This window comes from Lentzea sp. NBRC 102530 (genome assembly GCF_030269365.1).
Lineage (GTDB): Bacteria > Actinomycetota > Actinomycetes > Mycobacteriales > Pseudonocardiaceae > Lentzea.
The window spans coordinates 66,478-89,657 of record NZ_BSTF01000026.1 but is presented as its reverse complement, the minus strand read 5'-3'; the positions used below and the strand labels follow the sequence as shown (position 1 = coordinate 89,657).

20 protein-coding genes are annotated in these 23,180 nt (G+C 71.9%); 9 read left to right on the top strand and 11 right to left on the bottom strand.

Annotated elements, in window-relative coordinates; all coding sequences use genetic code 11:
• Positions 1 to 20 precede the first annotated feature (20 nt).
• Genes QSK25_RS41795 through QSK25_RS41785 form a run of 3 tightly spaced genes read left to right on the top strand, consistent with a single transcriptional unit; the run spans position 21 to position 6,753 of the window.
• The gene (locus QSK25_RS41795; protein WP_285646879.1) at positions 21 to 1,493 is read left to right on the top strand and encodes a DUF2397 domain-containing protein; all 1,473 of its coding nucleotides are present in this window, start codon (positions 21 to 23) and stop codon (positions 1,491 to 1,493) included.
• Positions 1,490 to 2,689: a TIGR02678 family protein gene (locus QSK25_RS41790; RefSeq protein WP_285646878.1), complete on the top strand. Its 1,200-nt coding sequence runs from the start codon at positions 1,490 to 1,492 to the stop codon at positions 2,687 to 2,689. The genes QSK25_RS41795 and QSK25_RS41790 overlap by 4 nt, the downstream gene beginning before the upstream one ends.
• The gene (locus tag QSK25_RS41785; RefSeq protein WP_285646877.1) at positions 2,686 to 6,753 is read left to right on the top strand and encodes a TIGR02680 family protein; all 4,068 of its coding nucleotides are present in this window, start codon (positions 2,686 to 2,688) and stop codon (positions 6,751 to 6,753) included. Before QSK25_RS41790 ends, QSK25_RS41785 begins: the two co-directional genes overlap by 4 nt.
• Before the next feature lie 7 nt (positions 6,754 to 6,760).
• Here QSK25_RS41785 and QSK25_RS41780 read toward each other — a convergent pair whose 3' ends face one another.
• Positions 6,761 to 7,498: a maleylpyruvate isomerase family mycothiol-dependent enzyme gene (locus tag QSK25_RS41780; RefSeq protein WP_285646876.1), complete on the bottom strand. Its 738-nt coding sequence runs from the start codon at positions 7,496 to 7,498 to the stop codon at positions 6,761 to 6,763.
• Positions 7,495 to 8,106: a TetR/AcrR family transcriptional regulator gene (locus QSK25_RS41775; RefSeq protein ID WP_285646875.1), complete on the bottom strand. Its 612-nt coding sequence runs from the start codon at positions 8,104 to 8,106 to the stop codon at positions 7,495 to 7,497. Before QSK25_RS41775 ends, QSK25_RS41780 begins: the two co-directional genes overlap by 4 nt.
• A 53-nt stretch (positions 8,107 to 8,159) precedes the next feature.
• Here QSK25_RS41775 and QSK25_RS41770 point away from each other — a divergent pair, with 53 nt between their 5' ends.
• On the top strand, positions 8,160 to 9,176 hold the full coding sequence (locus tag QSK25_RS41770) for a DUF2399 domain-containing protein (protein ID WP_285646874.1): 1,017 nt from the start codon (positions 8,160 to 8,162) through the stop codon (positions 9,174 to 9,176).
• Here the strand turns inward: QSK25_RS41770 and QSK25_RS41765 are convergent.
• Positions 9,165 to 9,632 (bottom strand): MarR family winged helix-turn-helix transcriptional regulator, encoded by a 468-nt coding sequence (locus tag QSK25_RS41765; RefSeq protein WP_285646873.1) that lies wholly within the window; start codon positions 9,630 to 9,632, stop codon positions 9,165 to 9,167. The two genes, QSK25_RS41770 and QSK25_RS41765, sit on opposite strands and share 12 nt — an antisense overlap.
• Positions 9,633 to 9,688: 56 nt before the next feature.
• Here QSK25_RS41765 and QSK25_RS41760 point away from each other — a divergent pair, with 56 nt between their 5' ends.
• The gene (locus QSK25_RS41760; protein ID WP_285646872.1) at positions 9,689 to 10,471 is read left to right on the top strand and encodes an NmrA family NAD(P)-binding protein; all 783 of its coding nucleotides are present in this window, start codon (positions 9,689 to 9,691) and stop codon (positions 10,469 to 10,471) included.
• Between the two features lie 39 nt (positions 10,472 to 10,510).
• On the opposite strand, the gene nudC is transcribed toward QSK25_RS41760, so the two are convergent.
• From nudC to QSK25_RS41740, 4 genes are read right to left on the bottom strand one after another with little or no spacing between them, the layout of a single operon-like run.
• Entirely contained in the window at positions 10,511 to 11,455 is a 945-nt protein-coding gene (gene nudC / locus QSK25_RS41755; protein ID WP_285646871.1) for an NAD(+) diphosphatase, read from the bottom strand.
• Complete coding sequence (locus QSK25_RS41750) at positions 11,452 to 12,858, bottom strand: M16 family metallopeptidase (protein WP_502881951.1); 1,407 nt, start codon at positions 12,856 to 12,858, stop codon at positions 11,452 to 11,454. Before QSK25_RS41750 ends, nudC begins: the two co-directional genes overlap by 4 nt.
• Entirely contained in the window at positions 12,855 to 14,138 is a 1,284-nt protein-coding gene (locus QSK25_RS41745) for a M16 family metallopeptidase (protein WP_285646870.1), read from the bottom strand. The genes QSK25_RS41750 and QSK25_RS41745 overlap by 4 nt, the downstream gene beginning before the upstream one ends.
• Before the next feature lie 9 nt (positions 14,139 to 14,147).
• Complete coding sequence (locus QSK25_RS41740; protein ID WP_285646869.1) at positions 14,148 to 15,782, bottom strand: DUF2207 domain-containing protein; 1,635 nt, start codon at positions 15,780 to 15,782, stop codon at positions 14,148 to 14,150.
• Positions 15,783 to 16,193: 411 nt separating this feature from the next.
• On the opposite strand from QSK25_RS41740, the gene QSK25_RS41735 reads away from it, so the two are divergent.
• The 3 genes from QSK25_RS41735 (at position 16,194) to QSK25_RS41725 (ending at position 19,551) form a co-directional block, all read left to right on the top strand.
• Positions 16,194 to 17,243, top strand: a complete 1,050-nt coding sequence (locus tag QSK25_RS41735; RefSeq protein WP_285646868.1) for a neutral zinc metallopeptidase — start codon at positions 16,194 to 16,196, stop codon at positions 17,241 to 17,243.
• A gap of 127 nt (positions 17,244 to 17,370) precedes the next feature.
• Positions 17,371 to 18,645, top strand: coding sequence for a neutral zinc metallopeptidase (locus tag QSK25_RS41730; protein ID WP_285646867.1), 1,275 nt, complete (start codon positions 17,371 to 17,373; stop codon positions 18,643 to 18,645).
• Between the two features lie 12 nt (positions 18,646 to 18,657).
• Positions 18,658 to 19,551, top strand: a complete 894-nt coding sequence (locus tag QSK25_RS41725) for a neutral zinc metallopeptidase (protein ID WP_285646866.1) — start codon at positions 18,658 to 18,660, stop codon at positions 19,549 to 19,551.
• Position 19,552: 1 nt separating this feature from the next.
• Here the strand turns inward: QSK25_RS41725 and QSK25_RS41720 are convergent, their stop codons facing one another.
• From QSK25_RS41720 to QSK25_RS41705, 4 genes are read right to left on the bottom strand one after another with little or no spacing between them, the layout of a single operon-like run.
• Complete coding sequence (locus tag QSK25_RS41720; protein WP_285646865.1) at positions 19,553 to 20,032, bottom strand: hypothetical protein; 480 nt, start codon at positions 20,030 to 20,032, stop codon at positions 19,553 to 19,555.
• A 42-nt stretch (positions 20,033 to 20,074) separates the two neighbouring features.
• On the bottom strand, positions 20,075 to 20,551 hold the full coding sequence (locus QSK25_RS41715; protein WP_285646863.1) for a hypothetical protein: 477 nt from the start codon (positions 20,549 to 20,551) through the stop codon (positions 20,075 to 20,077).
• A gap of 13 nt (positions 20,552 to 20,564) precedes the next feature.
• Positions 20,565 to 21,839, bottom strand: a complete 1,275-nt coding sequence (locus QSK25_RS41710) for a sensor histidine kinase (protein ID WP_285646862.1) — start codon at positions 21,837 to 21,839, stop codon at positions 20,565 to 20,567.
• Positions 21,836 to 22,504 (bottom strand): response regulator transcription factor, encoded by a 669-nt coding sequence (locus tag QSK25_RS41705; protein WP_285646861.1) that lies wholly within the window; start codon positions 22,502 to 22,504, stop codon positions 21,836 to 21,838. The genes QSK25_RS41710 and QSK25_RS41705 overlap by 4 nt, the downstream gene beginning before the upstream one ends.
• A gap of 80 nt (positions 22,505 to 22,584) precedes the next feature.
• Between QSK25_RS41705 and QSK25_RS41700 the strand changes: the two genes are divergently transcribed.
• Complete coding sequence (locus QSK25_RS41700; RefSeq protein WP_285646859.1) at positions 22,585 to 23,151, top strand: single stranded DNA-binding domain-containing protein; 567 nt, start codon at positions 22,585 to 22,587, stop codon at positions 23,149 to 23,151.
• Positions 23,152 to 23,180: the final 29 nt, after the last annotated feature.

The window sequence follows — 23,180 nt, the reverse complement described above, 5'->3', positions numbered from 1 at the left end:
GCGCATTAGGGTGGCCGGTCGTGGAGCACAAGCGGCTGAAGTTGTACGCCTACCTGGACGCGCGCGATCACCAGCGCACGTACCTGGCGATCATGCGGCTGTTCACCTCCACGCTGCTCGCCGACCTCTCAGCCGGAGAGGTCGCCGGAGCACTGGCCGGGCAGGAGCGCGAGGGCCGCGTCGAGCAGGGCGAAAGCCGCATCGAGAACGTCATCAACCGCCTCAAGCAGCTGGTCGAGTGGGGCAACCTCGTCCAGGGCCGGCGCGAGGTCGTCGCGGCCAGCATCGCCGAGTTCCAGCACGGCAGCGTCCGCTACCAGGTCTCCAAGCTCGCGGTCCGCGTCCAGCGCGACGTCGACGAGCTGCTGCGCGTCCCCGAGGGCGCCCGCGAGGTCTCCCGCGAACTCCTCCCCGCGATCGAACGCGGCCTCAACGAGCTGGGCGGAAGCCTGAGCGTCGCCCTGCTCAACGAGGGCGACAAGACCAAGGAGCTGCTGGCCGAACGCGTCACCACGCTGTTCCTCCAGCACGCCGAACTCGCGGCGACGGTCCGCGACTTCTACGCCTACCTCGGCCAGGTCGTCACGAGGAACCACCTGGCGCCCGAGGAGATCGCGGGCTTCCGCAACCTGCTGGTCGAGTACATCCAGCGGGTGGTCGAGGACGTCCTCAAGTACACGCCCCCGATCGCGGCGGCCCTGGCCGGACTCACCAGGGCGCGCTCCGAACTCGTCCGCCTGCTGGGCACCGACCTCGGCCACAACGTGGAACGCGCCCGCGGCCGCACCCCGGAGGACTGGCAGGAGCTGACGGACTGGTTCGTCGACCGCCCTGGCCGTCCGAGCCAGGTCACGGCGCTTCGGGAGGCGACGGCCCGTGCCATCGGCAGCCTGCTGGCCAGCGTGAAGCGCGCGACGTCCGGTGGTGGTCTGCTGCCGGGCCGCCGGGCCGAGCTGCTCAAGCTCGCGGGCTGGTTCCAGAACTCGACCCGCGAGGAAGCGCACGAGATCTACGCCTCGGCGTTCGGGCTTTACAGCGCGCGGCACCTCTCCCCCGCCCCCGAGCACGACTCGGACAACGAGCGCACGCCGTGGCGCGACGGCCCGGTCTGCGACGTGACGGTGTCGGTCAGGACCCGGGGTGACCGGGGCGGGCGCGGCAGGCCGTCCAGGATCCTCGACGACCCGATGACCGAGCAGTCGCTGCTGGCCGAGGCGCGGGAGGCCGACGAGATCCGCGCCCGGCACGTCGCCGAGCTCACGCAGGCCGCCGGGAACCTGGAGAACACCACGCTCACGCACGGCGCGCTGGAGGTGTTCTGCGAGCTGCTGACGCTCGCGATGGCCCAGCGCGACTCGCCGAACGACAGCGGGTCGGCCAGCGACCCGGTGCGCGGCCTCAGACTCGAGATCGCCCACGGCACCACGACGCAGATCCGCTCCGCCGCCGGGACGCTCACCCTCCACGACGCCACGGTGGCCCTGAAACGATGAACCACTTCGACAACCTCTCCGACATCGACGCCGCCAACGTCGTGCGCTGCGCCCGCACGTTGCTGCGCCGCCCGTTGCTGCGCAGCGACGGCCCCGACGGCGAACTGCTCAGCCTCGTCTACCGGCACCGCGCGGTGCTGCAGGACCTGTTCGCGGGCCTGCTCGGGTACCGGCTGGTCGTGGAACGCCGGTTCGCGCGCCTCTACAAGTCCGGGCCCGGCGACGACGACACGCGCGGCGTGCTCAGCATGTCCCCGCGCGGCTACGCCTACCTGGCGCTCACGCTCGCGGTGCTGACCGGCATCGGCCGGCAGACGCTGCTGTCCAGGCTCGTGGCCGACATCCGTTCCGCCGCAGCGGAAGCAGGCATCGACGCACCGGACGACGTCGGCGAACGCCGGGCGCTCACCGCCGCGCTGCGCCACCTCGTCTCGCTCGGCGTGCTGCACGAGACCGAGGGCTCGGTCGCGCAGGACCTGCTGCCGCAGGAAGCGCTGATCACGATCGACACCGACCTGCTGGGCCAGCTCGTCACCGGCCCGGTCGGCGAGGCGACGTCCCCGGCGCACCTGGTCGAACTCGCGGCACGCCCCGGCCCGCGCGGCGTCGAGCACGCCGTGCGGCGCAGGCTCGTCGAGACGCCGCTGGTGCTGTACGCGGACCTGCCGGACGAGCAGGCGGAGTGGTTGCGGCGCAACCAGCGCAAGGAGACGGCGTTGCTGGAGCAGGCTTTCGGCCTGCACACCGAGTGCCGCGTCGAGGGCGTGCTGGCCGCCGACCCCGAGGACTTCCTCACCGACCTGTCGTTCCCCGGCGTCTCGACGGTCGCGCGCATCACGCTGCTGGCGTTGCCCGACCTGGTCGACGGCGAGGACGAGGACGCGCCCGCCCGGTACGTCGTCACGGCCGAACGGCTGCGCGAGGTCTGCGCCGGGCTGGTCGAGGACTACCCCGCGGCGTGGTCGAAGCAGTTCACCGACGACCTCGACCGGCTGGTCGCCGAGGTGACGGAACTCCTTCGGCGCATGGGCTTGGCCGTGCGGCTGGACGACGGCTCGTGGTCGGTCAGCGCGGCGGCGCACCGCTGGCTGCCCTCGCCCGACGGCGACCCGGAACGCGAACGTGAACAACCCGAACCCGTTGTGGTGCGCGAAGTACCGAGCTGGTCCCTGTTCGACGAGGAGAACGTTTCATGAGCAGGTGGCGGCTGCACCGCGGCGGCGTGGTCAACATCTGGCAGTACACCGAGCAGACGTTCGACTTCTCCGGTGGCCGCGCGATCTTCCAGGGCACCAACGGTTCCGGCAAGTCCCGCACGCTGGAGCTGCTGCTCCCGCTGTGCCTCGACGGCGACCTGCGCCAGCTCGGCTCGAAGGGCTTCGACACCGTCAGCCTGCGCCGCCTGATGCTGGACGACTACGACGGCGGCCCGAACCGCATCGGCTACGCGTGGGTCGAGCTGATCCGCGAGGCCGCCGACCACAGCGGCAACGAGTACCTGACGTGTGGTCTGGGCGTGAAGGCGTCCAAGACCTCGCAGGCCATCACGGACTCGTGGCGGTTCGTCACGCCCATGCGCGTCGGCACGGAACTCCAGTTGGCAGGCCCGGAACGCGTCCCGCACGGCCCGGCGCAACTGCGTGATCTCATCGGCGCGGACTGCATGTTCGAGGAACCGGCGTTCCGCGCGAAGATCGCCGATGCCGTCTACGGCGTGCCGGCCGCGCGGTACGGCGACCTGCTGCACCTGCAGCGAACGCTGCGCAACCCGGACGTCGGCCTGAAGGTGCTGGAGGGCCAGCTCGAGCAGATCCTGTCCGACGCCCTGCCGCCGCTGGACCAGGCGATGGTCGAGCAGCTCGCGACGTCGTTCGACGACCTGGAGTCGATCCGCGAGAACATCGTGCGACTGTCCTCCGCGGACAGTGCGCTGACGACGTTCCTCAAGACCTACAGCGATTACGCGTTCGGCGGGTTGCGGTCGGCGTCGGAACGGCTGGAGGCCGCCGAGAAGTCGGTGACGAAGCTGCGGCGCGAGCAGGCGAAGCTCAGCCAGGAGCTCGACCTCACGCGGATGGAGCGCTCGGCGTCCGAGCAGGCGCTCACCGACATGGAGACCGGGGAGCAGCAGGCCGAGGAGACCATCGCGGCGCTGAAGGAGCTGCCCGCGTTCCGCGACCTCCAGGACCTCAAGACGCGCGAGAACCTGGTGGCGGAGAAGCGTTCTTCGGCCGTCGCCGCGCTGGAGACCGCGCACCGCCAGCGCGCGCAGGAGGACGCGGCCGTCGACAACGTGCTGCGGCTGCTGCGCCGCCTCGCCGAGGACCTCCAGGCAGCGGACGCGTTGAGCGAGCCGTTGCGGGAGAACCTGCGGCTGGCGGGCATGGACGCCGACCTCGCACCGCAGGTGCCGCAGGTGCCGGCCGCCGAGGCCACGGTGACCACGGACTCGGTGCGCGCCAAGCCCGATCCCGAGGCCGGGCCGCTGCCGATCGAACGCCGGGTGCCGCCCGCCGCCGCGACCGAGGACGTGCTGGCCTCGCTGTCGTCGGTGATCGACCAGACCTCCGGCATCGCTTCCCTGGCCCGCCAACGAGGTGCGCTGGCGCTGGCGTTGCACGAGCAGGCCCTCGCCCTGGACGCGCAGCACCGCGAGGTGGAGTCGTTGCGGCAGAAGGCCCGCGACGCCCAGCTCGGCGCGACCGAGGCGACGTCGTTGCGCAACCAGGAGATGCAGGAACTGGCCGAGGTCGTGCAGGCCTGGCTGGAGCAGGTCGAGGTGTGGACGACGAGCGGCCCGCTGCGGGACGACCGTCCCGCCGACGCCCTGGTGCTGCCGCAGACCGCCGATCCGGCCGCCGCCAAGGCGTTGAGCACCGCCGCCCGCGAGTGGGCCGGTCCGCTCGTGCAGGCGGCCCGCGACGCCGCGCACGCGTTCACCCAGCAGCGCGCGGAACTCCGCGCCCGCCTCGACACGCTGGACGAGGAACTCGTCGGCCTGCGCTCGGGCGACGAACGCGTGCCGGTGCCGGGCCAGTACACGTCCGCGGACCGCAACGCCGCCACGGGTGCTCCGTTCTACCGGCTGGTCGACTTCGTGCCGGCGCTGACCGACGACGAACGCGCCGGGCTCGAAGCGGCGTTGCAGGCGAGCGGCCTGCTGGACGCCTGGGTGAGCACGGCCGACGCCTCGCTGGAGGACGTGCTGGCCGTGCCGCGCCCGGCCGTGGACGGGCGCTCGCTCGCCGACTACCTGGTGCCCGCGGTGGAGGGCTCGCCGGTGCCGGAGGCGTTCGTCGCGGACCTGCTGCGCGCGGTGTCGCTGGACGACATGACGACGACCGGTGACTGGCGCACGGGAGTGCTGACCGGCCGCTGGACCAAGCCGGAGGCCGAGTTCATCGGCGCGGGTGCCCGGCAGGCCGCGCGCGACCGCCGCATCGTCGCCCTGGAGGAGGAACTGGCCGATCTGCGCGGCCAGCTCGGCACCGCCGAGGACGAACTCGCCCGCGCCCACGAGCACGTCGCCACCTGGGAGGCGCACCTCGCGGCGTTCCCCGCCGACGGCGAGCTGATCGCGAAGCACAGCCGCGTCCAGGCCGCCGACGAGTCGGCCGCGCGCTCGCAGCAGCGCACGTTCGAGCTGCGGGAAGCGTTGGAGGACGCCCAGTCCCGGCTCGAAGCCGCGCGGTCGGAGCTGACCCGGCAGGCCGGTGACGCCGACCTGTCGTCCGACACGGAGGCGTTGCGCGCCGCCCAGGCCGCGGCCGCCGAGGCCCAGCGGACCGCCGACCTGCTCGGTGACGCGGTCAAGAGGCGGTGCCAGGGCACGATCTCCGACCTCACCGACGCCTCGCACCGCTACCACGAGGCCGTCGCCGACCGGCAGACCGCCGAGGCCGACGCCGACAGCCGGTGCGTCGACCACTCGGCCCAGGCCGGGACGCTCGCCGAGCTGACCGACGCGGTCGGCGGCGAGGCCAGGGAGATCAGCGAGCAGCTGACGTCGTTGGAGAAGTCGCGCAAGAAGATGCGCGAGGACCTCAAGGGCGTGCGCGAGAGCATCACGACCGCGCGGGAGCAGGCGGCGAAGCTCGCGGCGTTGCTGGAGACCAACTCCACGCAGGTCGCCGAGTCGGAGGACGCGCTGAGCCGCGCGACCGCGAACTTCACGGCCACCGTGCGCGCGCCAGGCCTGGTGGCGGCGGCCTTCCCGCAGATGACCGACTCCACCGGCGACGGCGCGCAGCCCACCGGTACCACCCTCGAAGCCGTCGTCCGGCAGACCGTCGCCGACACCCCCGACCGGCGCGGCGGCACCGAGGCCACCGTCATCGCGAAGCTGCAGGCGTTGCAGACCTCACTGGCCGGCAGCCACGACATCGCCGCCGAACAGCACGCGGGCCTGCTCACCGTCACGGTGACCGGCGAGGAGGGCGCGAAGCCCGTCGCCGTCGCCGCCCGCCAGGTGACGACGAAGCTGACCGAGCAGCGCGGGTTCCTCGACGAGCAGTACCAGGGGATCTTCGCCGACTACCTGATCCGCGACCTGGCCGAGTGGCTGCGCGGCCAGATCACCGTCGCCGAGGACCTCACCAAGAGGATGAACGAGGTGCTCGGCCAGGCCCGCTCCAGCCAGGGCGTGCACGTGAAACTCGCCTGGAAGTCGTCGAGCGCCCTGGACGACGCGACCCGGCAAGCGCTTGCGCTGGTGCGGCTGCCGTTCGGCGAACGCACGCCCGAGCAGGACGCCACGCTGCGCCGTGTCTTCACCGAGCGGATCGAGAACGAACGCGACGCGCACTCCGGCGGCTACGCCGAGATCCTGTCGCGTGCCCTCGACTACCGGACGTGGCACCAGTTCACCGTCACCGTCGCCGACACCGGCCCCGACGGAGGCCCGCGCGAACGACGGCTCAAGCAGCTGTCGTCCGGCGAGACCCGCCTCATCTCGTACGTGACGCTGTTCGCGGCGGCGGCGAGCTTCTACGACGCGGTCAGCGACGAGTTCGACCCGTTGCGCCTGGTGCTGCTGGACGAGGCCTTCGAACGGCTCGACGACCCGACGATCGCGCGCATGCTGGGATTGCTGGTCGACCTCGACATGGACTGGGTGATCACCTGGCCGAGCGGCTGGGGAGTGTCGGACAAGATCCCGCGGATGCACATCTACGACGTGCTGCGGCCCAAGAACGGGCGGGGCGTCGCGTGCACGCAGACGACGTGGGACGGCGCGGCGCTGGACCGCATCGACCCGTAGTCGGGGTTCAGAACGGCACCTCGGTGCCGAACGGGGCGCTGCCGCGGCCACCGATGGCGCGGCAGAACTCGACGGCGTCGAACTCGAGCTCCGGCCCGTCGCCCCACCGGCCGCCCGCCGGCCCGGTCAGCGTCAGCGCGACCGGGCGGCCGTGCCGGGCGAGCCACTCGCGCACGACGTCGTCGACCAGCACCCCGTCGTGCCCGGCGGTGAGGTCGAGGGGCTTCCCGGTGGCGAGGGCGATGTCCGTGCGGTGCATCCACGGGTCGCGGGTCATGATCACGTCGGACAGGAACCCGAGCGTCCAGGCCTCGTCGGCGCCGTTGACGCGCTGGGTGCCGGGCATGCGGCGGCCGCGCAGCAACCACGGCATGCGGCGGCGGGCCCGTGCCGCCTTCGGGGCCACCTCGGTGAGCCTGGCGACGATCTCGGCCGGGGTGAGGTCCGCGCGTTCCTCGACCTGCAGCGCCGTCAGCTCGTCGATGAACACGCCGGCGCGGGCCTGGGCGGCCCTGACCTGGCGCAGGTTCTCGCGCATCGACGCCGACATCTCGGCCATGCCGAGCACGTGCGTGGCCATCGCGCGCACGTCCCAGCCGGGACAGCAGGTGGGTTTCGCCCAGTCGTCCGGCTCGAGGCCGGAGAGCAGCGCGATCGCCCGGTCGTACTCGGTCGCCGCGAGCCGCATCGCGGTGTCGCGCTCCAGCGCGGAGGTTCTGGGTCTGGCGGCCAGTGCGGTGGTCATCTCGAACTCCTGAGGGTGGGTCCCGGTAGGCCGATCTCGTCGGCGAACATGTCGATCACGCGCGGCAGCTGCCTGAGCCAGCGGTCGCCGCCCGGTTCGTTGGCGAGCTGGCGGTCGAGCAGGCCGCCGCAGAGCGCGAGGAACAGGTCGATGTCGGCGGGCTCGGTGACGCCGAGACCGCGCATGGTCTCGTGCAGCAGGCCGATGACCTCGACCGACGGGGCGTAGGCGGCCTCCGACGGGGTGAAGCCGGGGATCGCGTGCTGGTTCAGCAGCTGGTAGCGGGCGGGGTCGGCGAGGGAGAACGCGAAGAAGTGCTCGGCGATGGCGAGCACCGCCTCCCTCGGCCGCTCGGGCAACGGCCGTTCGCGCATCTCGGCGAGGTAGCGGGTCCAGCCCTGCCCGAACATGGCGTCGTAGATGGCGTTCTTCGAGTCGAAGTGCGAGTACAGCGACGGTGATCGCATCCCGATCATGGCCGCGACCTCGCGCAACGTGACGGCGGCCAGGCCGTCGCGGCGCGCGATCTCCCACGCGGCGTCGACGATCTCGCGCCTGGTCGCCTCACGCCGTTCGGCTTGCCTATCACGATTAGGCAGAACGCTCATGGTTAGGGAGAGTCCCCTCACCGGGGCCTTCTGTCAAGGCTTAGGTTGAGCGCGTGAACCTGGACTCCCCCGAACTCGCCGAGTTCTGGCGCCTCGCCCGCGAGACCGTGGAGGGCGGCGGCCGGTCGGCGTTCAGCTTCCGCGTGGAGGACGCCCGCACCGCCATCGTCCTCGGCGAACTGCTGCGCAAGCCCGTCGCGCACCCGGCTCGCCGGCAGATCTCGCTGGCACGCCTGGACGAACACGTCCGCGCGCACGGCAGCACGTTGCCCGAGGTCCTGGAATCCGTGCACGGCAGGCCGATCGCGCTGTCCAGCACCGAGGAATCGTCCACAGCGGACGCCGTGCTGAAGTTCGCGCTGCGGGAACACGGCCTGTTGCAGGAACCCTGGGCCGCCGCGTGGATCGAGCACGTCCGCCGCTACGGCAAGATCCCGCAGCCCGTGCTGCCGATGATCGCGAACCAGGCCGCGGCGATCCTGGCGAAGCTCCGGCCGCAGCCGCGCCGGTTCACGACCCGCTTCGCCCTGGCGGGCAACGACCTCGACGAGGGGCGCCCGCTCACCCGCGTGCTCACCAAGGCGTTGCAGCTGGCCGGCACCGACTGGGAACGTTCCGGCGTGCTGCCCGACGCCTACACGGACCCGGTGCTGACGTCACAGGGCTATCTGACGCTCGACGACACGCTCGAGACCGACGAGATCACCGTCGTGCGCAGCCCGCGCCTGCTGGAGTCGGGCGTGCCCGGCCCGTTGATGGTCCTCCCGCACGGCCTGACCCCGCAGGCCAAGCATCACCTCGACGGCAAGACCGTGTTGTGCCACAACGACTTCACGCCCGACGGACTGCGCGTCACCAACGAGGTCCTCGCCTGGACCGGCGGCACGGCGTGGCGCATGTCCGCGGCCGACTACCGCGAGGCCGTGGCGACGTCGATCGCGCGCGGCGTCGAACTGCCCACGCTGAACACGCATCCGGAACCCGCGAGCTGGGACCCGGACCTCGCGGGCACGATGGCGACGACGGGTCTCGTGGTCACCGAGGAACACCTGCTGCCGTCACTCCTCTGACGGCGCGAACCGCTGCACGTCCCAGCGGCCGTGACCCTCCAGCAGCTTGCGGCCGATCCGCCGCAGGTCGGCGAGGTCGCGGTCGTTCAGCAGCGCGGTGAACTCCTCGGCGAGCGACGCCCGGTACACCGGCGCCGTCGTCCCCAGGCACATCTCCTCGCCCTCGGGCGTGAGCACGGCGATGACCAGCCGCCGGTTGTCCGCGGGCTGCTCCCTCGCGACCCAGCCGCGCTCGACCAGCCGCTCGACGAGCCGGGTGACACCGGACGGGCTGACCTCCAGCAGCTCGGCCAGCTCGGACATCCGCAGCCGCCCGCCGCTGTGGTGCAGCCGGAAGAGCGCCGCGTGCTCCAGCAGCGAACACCCTGCTTCGGCTTCCATCCGCCGCCCGATCGCGGCCGTCACGGCGTCCACGCCCTGCTGCGCGTACAGCCACGAGTAGATCGGCTCCGTCACCGCCTCATCCTAAAACAGGTTTGACGGCGCGATATTTTCATCCTCAAATGTTGAGCATGAAACCTTTGACGATCGTCGTCACCGGCGCCACCGGCACGCAGGGCGGCGCGGTCGCCCGCCTGCTGACCGGACGCGGCCACGACGTCCGCCGCATGACCCGCAACCCGGCCGGCCCGGGGGACGTCCACGGCGACTTCGACGAGCCCGCCTCCCTGCACGCCGCCTTCGCCGACGCGGACGGCGTCTTCCTGATGACCCCGCTGAGCAGCCAGGACGAGGTGGCCAGGGGCGAAGCCGCGGTGGACGCGGCCAGGCACGTCCCCCACGTCGTCTTCACCTCGGCCACCAACGCCGACCGCGGCACCGGCATCCCGCACTTCGACACCAAGGCGGAGGTCGAACGGCACCTGACCGCCCGCCACCCGCACTGGACGATCCTCGGCCCCGCCGCGTTCATGGCCGCGGAGGGCCCTGTCACCCTGCCGATCCCACCGGAGCTGAAGCTGCACGTCGTGGCACCGGAGGACATCGCCGCGATGGCCGCCCTGTCGTTCGAGCAGCCGGCCCGCCTGCACCGCCGCCGCGTCGACCTGGCGAGCGACCTGGTGACCGGCCCGGAGATGGCCGCGTTGCGCGGCACCGAGTTCGTGCAGGTCGCCGACGACCAGGCGGAGCGGTACTCCCCCGACCTGGCCGCGATGTTCCGCTACTTCACCGGGACCGGCCTCGACCTGGACCTGCCGGCGCTGCACGCCGAGTTCCCCGAGGTCGGCTGGCACTCCTACGCGGGCTGGCTCACCCGCGTGCGGAACGAACGCTCGCGGCCGGCGCGGACGTGACGCCGGACGCGAGCGTTCGCCCAGGGCCCGACACCGGCCCTAAGCCCGGGACCAGCTCTGCAACATCCGGAACGCGATCGACGCGCCCCCGGCGAGCCCGAGCCCCGGCACGCTGCCCGGCTCGTCGATCGCCTTGCGCACGTCCGCGCGGGACACCCACTTGGCCTCGGCGATCTCGCCCTCGGCGAGCCGCAGCGGTTCGGCGGGGTCGGCCACGGCCTCGAACCCGATCATCAACGACCGGGGGAACGGCCACGGCTGCGAGCCGAGGTAGCGGATGTCGCGCACGGTGACCCCGACCTCCTCGCAGATCTCGCGGGCCACGCAGGCCTCCAGCGACTCGCCGGCCTCGACGAAGCCGGCCAGCACGGAGAACCTGCCCTCCGGCCACTCCGGGCCGCGCGCGACGAGCACCTGGTCGGCGCCGTCGTGCACGAGGCAGATCACGGCGGCGTCGGTGCGCGGGTACTCCTCGCGCCCGCACCCCGAGCAGACCGACGTCCAGCCCGACTTCTCCAGCACGGTGCGCGCACCGCACTTGGCGCAGTACTTGCCGAGGCGGTGCCACTGGAACAGCGCGGCGGCCGTCGTGAAGAGACCGGCCCACATGTCTTCCAGCGTCGCGCCGGCCTGCCGCAGGTCGAGCCACTGCGGTTCGTCGGTGAGCTCCACCGGCCCCCAGGCACGGCTCGGTGGCGTCGCTTCGCCGTCCTCGGCGGGCATCAGCACGGCGAAGTACGCCACGCCGTCCTGCTCACCCAGCAGGACGGCGTTCACCGGCGGCAGGTCGCCGAACTCGGTCGCGGGACGGTCCGCGAGCCGCGTGCCGCGGTCCGCGACCAGGGTGCGGCCGCGGGTGTCCACGACGATCATCCTGGCCTTGGGCCACAGCGCGGCGAGCTTCTCCTCGTCGCCGCGCAACGGCTCCGCCCGGTCGATCGCTGACCGCGAGAGCGCGGGCAGACCGATCAGTTCGAAACTCACTGGAACGAAACCCCGCCCAGGGCCGCGAGCTTCGGCTTGAGCTGCTCGGCGTCACCGACGAGCACGCCCGTGAAGTTGGCCGGGGCGAAGAAGTCCAGCGCCGCCTGCGCCACCTGCTCCACCGTGACGGCCTGCAGCCGCTGCGGGTGCTCCACCAGCCAGTCGAGGCCCAGACCCAGGCCGACGAGGTTCACCAGGAACGACGCCAGGCCGCCCTGCGACGACGTGCTGGTGAGCAGCGTGCCGACGGCGTAGCTGCGCGCGGTGTCCACTTCGGACTGCGACGGCGGCACGAGGCCGAGTCGGGCGAGTTCGTAGCGGGTCTCGAGCAGTGCGGCCGCCGTGACGTCCGACGCCGTGTCGGCGTCGATCAGCAGCGTCGCGCCGTGCACCGTGAACTCGGGGTGCGACCGGGCGCTGTAGGTGTAGCCCTTGTCCTCGCGGATGTTCTCGACCAGCCGCGAGGAGAAGAACCCTCCGTAGACCAGGTTCGCGAGCTGCAACGCCGGGTAGCGCTCGTCGGTGCGCGGGATCGACTGCGCGGCGAGGCGGATCTGCGACTGCACGGCACCGGCGCGGTGCACCAGCACCACGTCACCACCCTTGACCTCGGGCAGCGGCGGCAGCTGGACGGCCTCGCCGTCGCCCTGCCACGTGCCCAGGGCCGCGCCGACCTGCTCGACGGCCTGCGCCGGGTCGACGTCGCCGACGACCACGAACACCGAGCCGCGCGGCAGCAAAGCCTTGCCGTGCAACGCGGCGACGTCCTCGCGGGAGACGGCGGCGACCTCGTCGGCCTCCGGCATCTCCTTGGCGAACGGGTGGTCGCCGTACAGGACCTTCTGCAGCGCCTCGCGGGCGATGACGCTCGGCTGCGAGCGGGCGATCGTGATCCGCTCGACGAGCCTGCCGCGTTCGCGCTCGACCTCGTCGGCCGGGTACGACGCGTTCGTCAGCACGTCGCTCAGCACGTCGAGGACGGTGCCGAAGCCGGACGCGAGGGCGTTGCCGGTGAAGCTGAGGCGCTCCGGGTCGACCACGGAGTCGAGTTCACCGCCGACCAGCGCCAGCTCGGTGTCGATCTGCACGCGCGAGCGCGTCCCGGTGCCCGTGAGGACCGTGTTCGCGAGGATCTCGGCGATCGCGGAGTGCTGCGAGCCGACGCTCGTGCCGGACGGGTCGGCGAACGGCACGCGCAGCCGGACCTCGACCATCGGCACGTTCGGGCGGTGCACCGCGATGACGCGCAGGCCGTTCGGCAGCGTCGAGTCCACAGAGGACAGCTTGGCGGGCGGCTTCTGGCTGCCCAGCTCGGGAAGCGGGCGCGGGCCGATCTCGGTGCGTCCGATCTCCTCGGCGGACCGGTGGGTCTTGTTCCCCGGAGAGGAAATCGAGGCGGTCACTGGGCTCCTCCGGTGGGCTTGACGAAGAGAAGGGCGCGGGAGTCGGGACGCAGCGCCTTGGCCGCGGCGGACACCTCGTCGACGGTCACCGACGCGATCCGCTCGGGCAGTTCGTAGATCAGCTCGGCGCGGCCGAACAGCAGCTCCGCCGAGCCGAGGCCCAGCGTGCGGTTCGTGAGCCGGTCGTGCTCCTTGTGCATGGTCGAGGCCCAGCGGGCGGTGACCTTCGCGAGCTCCTCGGCCGACGGCGGCTCCTGCGCGAGCTTCTGCAGTTCCTCGTCGATGGCCGCGATGACCTGGTCCGGCGAGACCTCGTTGGTGTGGATCGCGGTGATGCTGAACGTGTCCGGGTCGCGCGCCTCGAGCGGGCCGAACAGGCCGCAGCCGGCGTTCAGGTCGATCACGATGCCCTCGCGGTGCACCAGGCGCTGCTGCAGGCGCGAGCTGTCGCCGTCGGTCAGCACGCCGGCGAGCACCAGGTACGCGAGGTAGCCGTCGATGTCGGTGACCGGGTCCGGCACGCGGTAGCCGATCGCGATCGCGGGCAGCGGGGCCAGCGCGTCGCCGTGCTCGTGGCGGACCTCGCCCTGCGGGGCGGGCTCGGCGAACGAGGGGCGCTCCGGGCGCGGCCGGGCGGGCACGTCGCCGAAGTGCTTCTCCACCAACGTCTTCGTGGCCTCGACGTCGAGGTCGCCCGCCACCGTCAGCACGGCGTTGGCCGGGCTGTAGTACGTGTCGAAGAACTCCGCGCAGTCGTCGACCGTGGCGCTCTCCAGGTCGACGAAGTCTCCGTAGCCGTTGTGGGCGTTGGCGAACGTCTTGAACAGCACCGCCGGCAGCAGGATCCAGGGGAACCCGCCGTACGGGCGGTTGAGCACGTTGAGCCGGATCTCCTCCTTCACCACGTCGATCTGGTTGCGGAGGTTCTCCTCGGTGATCTTCGGCGCGCGCATGCGGTCCGCTTCGAGGAACAGCGCGCGCTCCAGGGCCGCGCTCGGCAGCACCTGGTAGTAGTCGGTGTAGTCCGGGTGCGTGGACCCGTTGAACGTGCCGCCCGACGACTGCACGTGCCGGAAGTGGGCCAGCTTCTCCAGGCTCTCGCTGCCCTGGAACATGAGGTGCTCGAAGAGGTGCGCGAAACCCGTGCGCCCCTCCGGCTCGGAGCGGAAGCCGACGTCGTAGTGCACGCTGACGCCGACGACCGGTGCGCCGGCGTCGGGGGCGAGCACCACCCGCAGGCCGTTGGGCAACGTGAACCTGTGCAGTTCGGGTGAGGCCATGCGGCAAGCCTACGGGTTCGGCGCCCGGAGCGATCGCAGGTGGCCCGCCTGGGCGAGCACGCCGTCGAGCGCCCCGAGGAACGCGGGGAAGCTGCGGCGGAAGTCGGTCGCATTGCCGTACCAGTAGAGGTCCTGCTGGTTCTGGCCCTGCCCGAACGTCGTCAGCCAGCGCTCGGTCTCGCCGAGCACCACCGCGTACGGCAGCGAACGGGAGAAGACGAGCTCGCGGTCGGCCTCGGGCACGTCGTCCGGCGTCACGCCGTGGAGGTACCCGCGCAGGCCGCGGACGTGTTCGAGGAGTTCGCTGCCGCGTTTGGTGCGGGCGGGCATGGACCGCGCGCCGAGCGCGAGCGCCACCCCGCCGACGGCGACGGCGAGTCCGAAGAGGGCGTTGCCGACCGTGAGCGCGAGCACGACCGTGGCGACGACGCCCGTTGCGGCCAGCGCGATTCCGGCCCACCAGAACTTGGTGCGCTCGGCGTCCGGGCGGCGCACGAACCAGCGCTTCTCGACGACGTCCTCGTACAACTTGTCGCGCACGGCGGCGAGGTCGATCTGCCGGCCGCGCAGCTCCGCGACGCTGACCGCCTCCACGTGCGGCGGCAGCAACGCCTCGGCCACCGCCCGTTCGTAGCCGGACAGCGAGGCGTCGAGGGGATTGCGGCGCACGATCTGCCAGTCGTGGCCGTCGGTCTCGGTGATCCACAGGTAGTTGCGGACGGCGAGGTCGATCACCGTGGCGGTCACGTCGACGACGTCCACGTGCTCGTCGACGACCGTGCCGACCTGCCCGGGCAGCACGCCGTCCGGCGACGCGAAGGCGACCCGGTTCTGCTCGTCGCGAACGAGGACGCTCACCGCGCCGACCTCACCGGCGAGCGCGGCGGCGTCCCGGCCGCGCAGGTACCAGAGCAACGCCACGCCGCCGAGCAGGAGGACCAGCAGCGCGCCCAGTGCCACGGCGCTGATCGGTGTGAGCGCGAAGGCGGCGAGGAGCCCCGACTGCTCGACCACGACCGCGTTCGGCGGCACGACCCCGGCCGTCAGCCCGATCGCGATGTCGATGCGTTCCTGGGGCGCGAGCTTGATCTCCTGCGCGCGCACGCCCTTGCCGTCCGCGAGGTCCGCGCTCGTGCACGGCTGCGACGACCCGACGGGCCCGGCGAGGCAGTTGACCGAGGTCGGCGAGTCCGGCGCCGAGAACGACACGGCGACCCGGTCGAGTTCGGCGTCCCAGCCACCCGCGACCTGCCAGCGGACCTCCAGCGTGTCCCCGACCGGCGCGACCGCCCCGACGACCGTGTAGGTCAGCGTGGAGGTGCCTTCCAGCGTGACGCTGAACGTGTCGTCACCGGTGCCGGCACTGCCCTTGCCGTCGACCTTGGCGTCGGTGACCTGGTACTGGCGCTCGAGGTCGTTGCCGACGGCCAGTCGCAAGGGGACGGTCCTGCGCACCGTCCTGCCCTCGGGCACCTGGACCGTCTCGGTGACGGACAGCCGGGCGTCCCGCTCCAGCTTCATCCGCACCTCGGTGCTGACCGTCCCGGGAAGCGGCTGCGCGAGCGCGCCACCCGCCGTCACGACGGACCCGACGGACGTCAGCGCGGCGGCGACGAGGACCGCCGCACCCCAGTTCTTCAACACGGCTGCGGACAATAGCGGAGTCCTCATATGCTCCGGCGGACTTTCGAACAGACGCCATCTGGGGGATCTTCGGCGATGACGCAACCACCGCCGCCGGGCAACCGACCGCCACCACGCCCGGTGGGCCCGCCGCCCATGTCCTCGCCCAGGCCCGGCCACCCGTTGCCCTCTCGTCCAGCCCAGGGACCGACGCCGGGAGCGCGCCCGCCGATGGGGCCGCCTCCTCCTCATGGCACGCCATCTCCCGTGGGAGCGCCTCCTCCGTACGCCCCACCACCGGCCCTGGGCGCCCCACCTCCATACGGCACGCCAACCGGCGTGGGCGCGCCACCTGCCTACGCCCCACCACCGGCCGTTCCCAGGTACGCCCCACCTCCCGGCCGTGCCCCGCTTCCACCACCGCGCCCCGTCATGCCGCCACCCCGGGCGGCCGTCCCCCCGCACCACCAGAACTGGGGCCACCCCGGCGCGTTCGCCCCGCCGCCCTACCCGATGGCCCCACCGCGCCGCAGCGGCAGCGGCCCGATCATCGCCCTCGTCCTGGGCGGCGTGGTGGTCCTCGGCCTGGGCGCGATCGGCGTCTTCGCGGCCACCCTGAACAGCAAGGTCAAGGACACCGGCTACTCGAGCTACACGACCTACAGCCCCACCTACACGTCCGCGGCGGCCACGACCACCACCACGACGACCACCCGCCCCACCACTCCGACACGGCAGACGAGCACGCAGCAGACGCCGGTGGGACCGAAGGCCGTCTACAAGCTCGCCGACCACCCGATCTTCAGCACGAACATCGGCGCCAACGACTTCGACTCGTGTCCGTTGCCGCAGATGGAATACAGCCCCGCCGGGGAGAAGCGGTTCCTCGAAGCGGCCCTGCCGTGCATCGAGAAGGCGTGGCAGCCGGCGCTCAAGGCCGCGAACCTGCCGTACCAGCCGGCCGAGTTGCAGGTGTTCACCGGCACGACGCAGACGCCGTGCGGGTCGCGGCAGAACAACGCCACGGCCATGTTCTGCCGGGGCGTCATCTACTGGCCCGGCAACTACTACGCCAACGAGGGTGGCACCACGGTGCGGCATCCCGGCGTGTACCTCGGGCAGCTCAGCCACGAGTACGGGCACCACGTGCAGTGGCTGACGGGCATGATGCGGGCGGCCGACCAGGCGCAGTACGACGTCGGCGGGTTCGACACGCCCAAGGGGCTCGAGCTCAACCGGAGGCTGGAGCTGCAGGCGACGTGTCTCGGCGGGATGACGCTGGCGCCGTTCTCGCACAAGAACGTCGTGCCGATGGAGGTCGTGAACACCGGCCTGAGCGACGCGGGCAAGCGCGGCGACTACGACCGCAGGCCCGACCACGGCAGTGCACCCAACAACGACAGGTGGGTCATGCACGGCCACAAGCAGAACAACATCAAGGCGTGCAACACGTGGGCGGCGAGCGCGGGGGACGTCTCGTGAACCGAACCTCCGGCCCGCGCGTCTCATCGACGTGGGCGGGACGCGTTAGCCCGGTCGGGGGACACGCGATCTCCGTCCGCCTATGCTCGTACCCGACCCAGGACGATCAATGGGGGGACCTCAGGCGATGACGCAACCACCGCCGCCGGGCACTTGGCCGCCGCCGCGCCCGGTCGGCCCGCCACCGATGCCCGCACCGCTCGGGCAGCGTCCGCCACAAGGCCCGTACGGCGCGCCACCGCCGCAGGGACCGCCGCAGGGTCCTCCGCCGCAGGGCCCGCCACCCCCGTACAACGCGCCGCAGGGCCCGCCCACGCAGGGCATGCCGCAGGGTCCACCGCCGGGCTATTACGGCCCGCCTCCTCCCGGCCCCGTGATGCCCCCGCCGCACCCGCAGTGGGGTCCGCAGGGCTACGGCCAGTTCCCGCCGCCGCGCCGCAAGAGCAGCGGACCGATCGTCGCCCTCGTCCTGGGCGGTGTCGTGGTCCTCGGCCTCGGCGCCGTCGGCCTGTTCGCGGCGACGCTGAACAGCAAGGTCAAGGACACGGGCTACTCGAACTACACGACGTACAGCCCGACCTTCACGCTCCCCACGACCACCGAGCCGGCGCAACCGTCGACCAGCGCCCCGCGCGCCCCGTCGTCGCGGACGCCCTCCGCCCCGCAGACGCCCGCGGGACCGAAGGCCGTGTACGCGCTGGCCGACCACCCGTTCCTCAAGCCGGGTTTCGGCGCGAACACGATCTCGGGCTGCGCGCTGCCGCCGATGGACTACTCGCCCGCGGGCCAGGACAACTTCCTGCGCGCCGCGCTGCCGTGCATCGAGAACATGTGGAAGCCCGCGCTGCAGGCGGCGAACCTGCCGTACCAGCCCGTTGAGCTGCACATCATCACCGAGCAGGCGCAGTACCCGTGCGGCACGGTGCGCCCGGACCAGACGGCCCGGTACTGCCAGGGCGGCATCTACTGGACGGCCAACGCCTACGCCGCCGAGCGCAACCCGAACAACCCGAACCACCCCGGCAAGTACCTCGGACAGCTCGCCCACGAGTACGGCCACCACATCCAGTGGCTGACCGGGATGCTCAAAGCGTCGGACCGCGCGCAGTACGACGCGGGCGGGTGGGATACTCCGAAGGGCCTCGACCTGAACCGCCGGATGGAGCTGCAGGCGACCTGCTTCGGAGGCATGTCGCTGGCCCCGCTGTCGCACGGAGCGATCCCGCTCGACGTGATCAGGGTGGCGCTGACGGACGCGGGCAACCGCGGCGACTACGACATCTATCCGACGAAGGACCACGGCACGCCGCAGAACAACGCGGCGTGGGTGGACCGGGGCTACAAGTCGAACAAGGCGTCCGAGTGCAACACCTGGGCCGCCGACGCAGGAGCCGTCTCCTAGGAAGGGGAGAGCGTGACCCCACCGGCCAAGAACAACCCTGTCCTGCTCGCGGGAGTGTTCGTGCTGGTGGTCGCGTTCGTCCTCGGAATCGGTCAACTGAGTCGCCCGAGAGTGGTGACGGGGCACGCGCTGGCGGGGTCGAAGCCCGCGTCGACGCCGCCGACCGAGCCGTCGACGCCGATCCGCCCCCGTGCGGTCTACCGGCTGGCCGACCACCCGTTGCTGGTCAAGCCGGCGACGATCGCGCCGGCGACGTGCGCGCTGCCGCAGTTCGGCGTCGCGGACGAGCAGCTGGCGGCGTACTACGCGGCGGGCGTCGACTGCCTGGACGCGGCGTGGGGCCCGGTGCTGCAGGCCGCGAACCTGCCGTTCGACAAGCCCGTCCTGGACGCCTCGCCGACGCTGAAGGACGGCCCGTGCGGCGCCGCCCCGGAATCGGACCACGCGGTGGCGTACTACTGCGGCCGCAACCGCACGATCTACATGCCCACGGCCCGGCTGCGCGACAACGGCGGCGGTGAGGCCCCGGCGACCCACCTCGCCACGCTCGCGCACGAGTACGGCCACCACGTGCAGGCGCTCACCGGCCTGCTGCGGGCGGCGGACCTGAAGATCACCGACGCGGGCGAGAAGACCCCGGCGGGCCTCGAGATGTCCCGGCGGATCGAGCTGCAGGCGAACTGCTTCGCCGGCATGTTCCTCGCCGCGGCGGCCGGGCGCGGTTCGGTGACGGCGGGCCTCGCGCGCTCCGCCCAGGAGGACTTCCAGTACGCCATCGAGGAAGACCCCGAGAACAACGCGCACGGGTCGGCGAAGAACCAGGCGCAGTGGGCGGGCGCGGGCTTCAAGGCCAACTCGACGGACGCCTGCAACACCTTCGCGGCGACGCCCGCGGCGGTCGGCTGATCTAGCTGAGGTGGATCCGCTCGTCCACGCGCCGGGTGGGCGTGCCGAGGAAGACCTTCGCGTCCGTCGGCGTGCCGTACGCCAGGTTCAACGTGGTCAGCCGGTACGTCCACGCGCCGTCGTACATCCGCCCGAACCGGTGGTTGATCTGCCAGCGCACCCACTCACCGCGAGCCAGCCGGACCGGCGCCGGCCGGGTCCACCGCCGGGGCCTGTTCCACACGGTCTCCTGGAGCTGCACGGACAGCACGCCGTCGTCTTCACGCAGTTGCACCGTCCACCGGTCGAGCTCGTCGCTCTCATCCGACCACAACGGCTTGAAGTCGTACCGCTCGTACAGGCAGGCCTCGTGCACAGCGGGCGACACGTGCGGCAGCACGAACCCGACCGGCGCGGCGTTGCGCAGAGCCGCACCGGGCATGCCGCGAGACTTCTTGGTCCACTCGGTCTTCACCCACTGCGCCACCACGTCGACGTCCACGCTGACGATGCAACCAAAGAGCACTGCGGTGGAGCGACTGGATTAACGCAGGTGGGTCTGCTCGTCGACGTGCCGCGTCGGCGTGCCGAGGAACAGCTTCACGTCCGAGGGCGTGCCGTAGACCAGGTTCAGCGTGGTCAACAGGTAGTTCCAGCCGCCGTCGCGAGGCCTCGCCCACCGGTGGTTGAGCTGCCAGCGCACCCACTCGCCGCGCGCCAGCCGGACCGGTGACGGCCGGTTCCACCGCCGGGGCGTGGCGATCATGGTGTCCTGCAGCTGCACGGACAGCACGTCGTCCTCCTCACGCAGGGTGAGCGTGATCCGGTCGATCTGATCGCGCTCCTTCTCCCACACGGGCGTGAAGTCGGGCTCGCTCAACCGGATCTCGTGCACGGCGGGCCTCAGGTGCGGCAGCGCGAACCCGACCGGCGCGGCGGTGCGGCGGGTCGCCTCGGCGCCGCCCCGGGAGTCCTTCGTCCACTCCGTCTTGACCAGTTGCACCACCACGTCGACGTCCACGCCGTCGATGGAATCAGAGAACGACTGGTGTGGCGACCGGATTGACGGCAGGCAGCCGCACCCGGAAGACCGCGCCGGACGCCGACGGCTCGCAGGTCAGGTCACCACCGTGCGCCCGGACCACGCCCCGCGCGATGGCGAGCCCGAGCCCGGAGCCGCCCGAACGCCGGTCGCGGGCGTCGTCGAGCCGCACCAGCCGGTCGAAGATCCGCTCCCGCTCGGCGTCCGGCACGCCGGGGCCGTTGTCGGACACGGTGAACCCGGTCAGGTCGACCCTGATGCGGACCGTCCCGGTAGGACCGGTCGCCTGCCGCGCGTTGTCCACGAGGTTCGCCAGCACCTGCGCGAGGCGCTGCCCGTCCCCGACGACCGCGACCGGGACGCCCTCGGCGGCGATGTCGAAGTCCGGGGCCACGAACCGGGTCCGCGCCACCTCGGCCTCGGCCAGGCCGAGCAGGTCGACGGACTCGCGCTGCATCTCGTACCCGGCGTCGAGCTGCGCCAGCGCCAGCAGGTCGTCGACCAGCCGCCCGGCCCGGCGCGCCTCCCGCACCAGCAGGAACGACATCTGGTCGCGGTCCGGCGAGTCGACGGGAGCCTGCACCAACGCCTCGGCCACGGCCTGCACGCCGGTGATCGGTGTGCGCAGCTCGTGCGCGGCGTCGGCGACGAACCGCCGCGTCCGCTGCTCGGAGCCTTCCAGCGAGTCGAGCATCCCGTCGAACGCGGCCGCGGTCCTGCCCAGCTCGGTGTCGGTCCGCGACGGGTTCAGCCGCCCGCCGCGATGCCCGGCGGCGATCGACTGCGCCAGCGACGTCATGGCGTCCAGCGGCGCCAACGCCTTGCGCACCGCCACGACGATCAGCAGGCCGGTGACCCCGATCGCCACGAGGCCCAGGATCAGCAGCAGCTTGCGCAACCGGTGCTGCGCGTTCGAGATCGCCTCGGTGTCGGCGTAGAAGGTGATCTTGTTGCGGCCGACGACGCGGTTGCGGGCCTCGAACTGCCCGTCGGGTTTGACGCCGATCGTGGTGCCGTTGGGCTGCTCGATGGTGACGTGCACGTTCCGCTTGGTCAGCAGGCCGACGACCTCGGCCGGGCGGCGACCGTTCTTCAGCATCTCGACCGCGCGGTTCTCGGTGTTGACCAGCACCCCGTCGACGTCGCGGGAGGACTGCGTGGCGAACGTCCGGTCGACCGAGATGACCAGCGCCACCAGCACGAGGAACAGCACCAGCAGCACGGACACCACGACGCGGCGGCGCAACGAGACCGTGCGGAGGTTCATTCTTCGGCCCGCAGCACGTACCCAAGGCCGCGAACGGTGTGCACGAGCCGTGTGCCGTGTTCCTCGATCTTGCGACGCACGGCGCTGACGTGGACCTCGACCAGGTTCGGGTCGTAGTCCTCGTAGCCCCACACGGCCGTGAGGATCTGCGTCTTCGACACGACGCGCCCGCGCTGCGCGGCCAGGTAGACGAGCAGCCGCAGTTCGGTCGCGGTCAGTTCGATCGGCTGGTCTGCGCGCATCACGACCCCGGCGTCGGCGTCCACGACCAGGTCGCCGACCTGCACGGTCGACGGCGTGCGGCCGAGCCTGCGCAGCACCGCGGACACCCGCGCGACCAGTTCGGCGAGCACGAACGGCTTGCCCACGTAGTCGTCGGCACCACCCGCGAGCCCGCGCAACCGGTCCGGCACGCCGTCGCGCGCGGTCAGCATCACGACCCCCGCGCCGGAGGACCGGCGGATGACCTCGAGCAGCTGGAACCCGTCGCGGCCGGGCAGCATCACGTCGAGCACGACCAGGTCCGGGCGGAAGCGGCCGAGGTCGGTCTCCAGCTGGCGCCCGTCCAGGCGGTGCTGCACCTCGTACCCGGACTCGCGCAACGCGGACGACACCGCGGCGCCGATCGCCTCGGCGTCCTCGATCACCAACACCCTGGCGGACACCCCTCCATTCTGCTGATCATCCCGGCTTCGGGCGACTCGCCTTCAGCTGGCCCTCAGATTGCGCGCGCACCCTGGGGCGCATGTCGAAGAAATCAGCGTGGGCCGGCGCCATCGTCGCGGCCGTCGGACTCACCGTGGGCGGCATCGCCGTCGCGACTGCGGCCGAGGGTCACGACGGCCCGCCCGCGGCGTTCGCCGAACGCCACCCCGGCGGTCCCGGCAAGGGCGGCCCCGGCAAGGCCGAGCTCAAGGACAGCACGCTCGTCGTCGGCCGGGTGAACAGCGTCGAGACGGGCAAGCTCGTGATCACCAAGGACGACGGCGGCGAGGTGTCGTTGACCACTGACGGCGCCACGAAGCTGCGCGGCGGTGACCTCGCGGGCCTCAAGGCCGACCAGCGCGTGACCGTGCGCGTCAAGGACGGCAAGGCGCTCAACGTGGCGCTGGCGAAGGCGCAGGCCCGCGGCACGGTCAAGGACGTCAACGGCAACAACGCGACGTTGGTGCAGGTCGACGGCCTGCAGACGCCGCTCGACCTGTCTTCGGTGACCGAGAAGCCGCGCAACGGTGACCTCGTCGCGGTGACCGGCACGGTGTCCGACGGCAAGACCGTCAAGGTCGAGAAGCTCCGTCAGCTGCCGAAGTAAAACCTGGGCTCCACGCGGGCCGCCGCGTC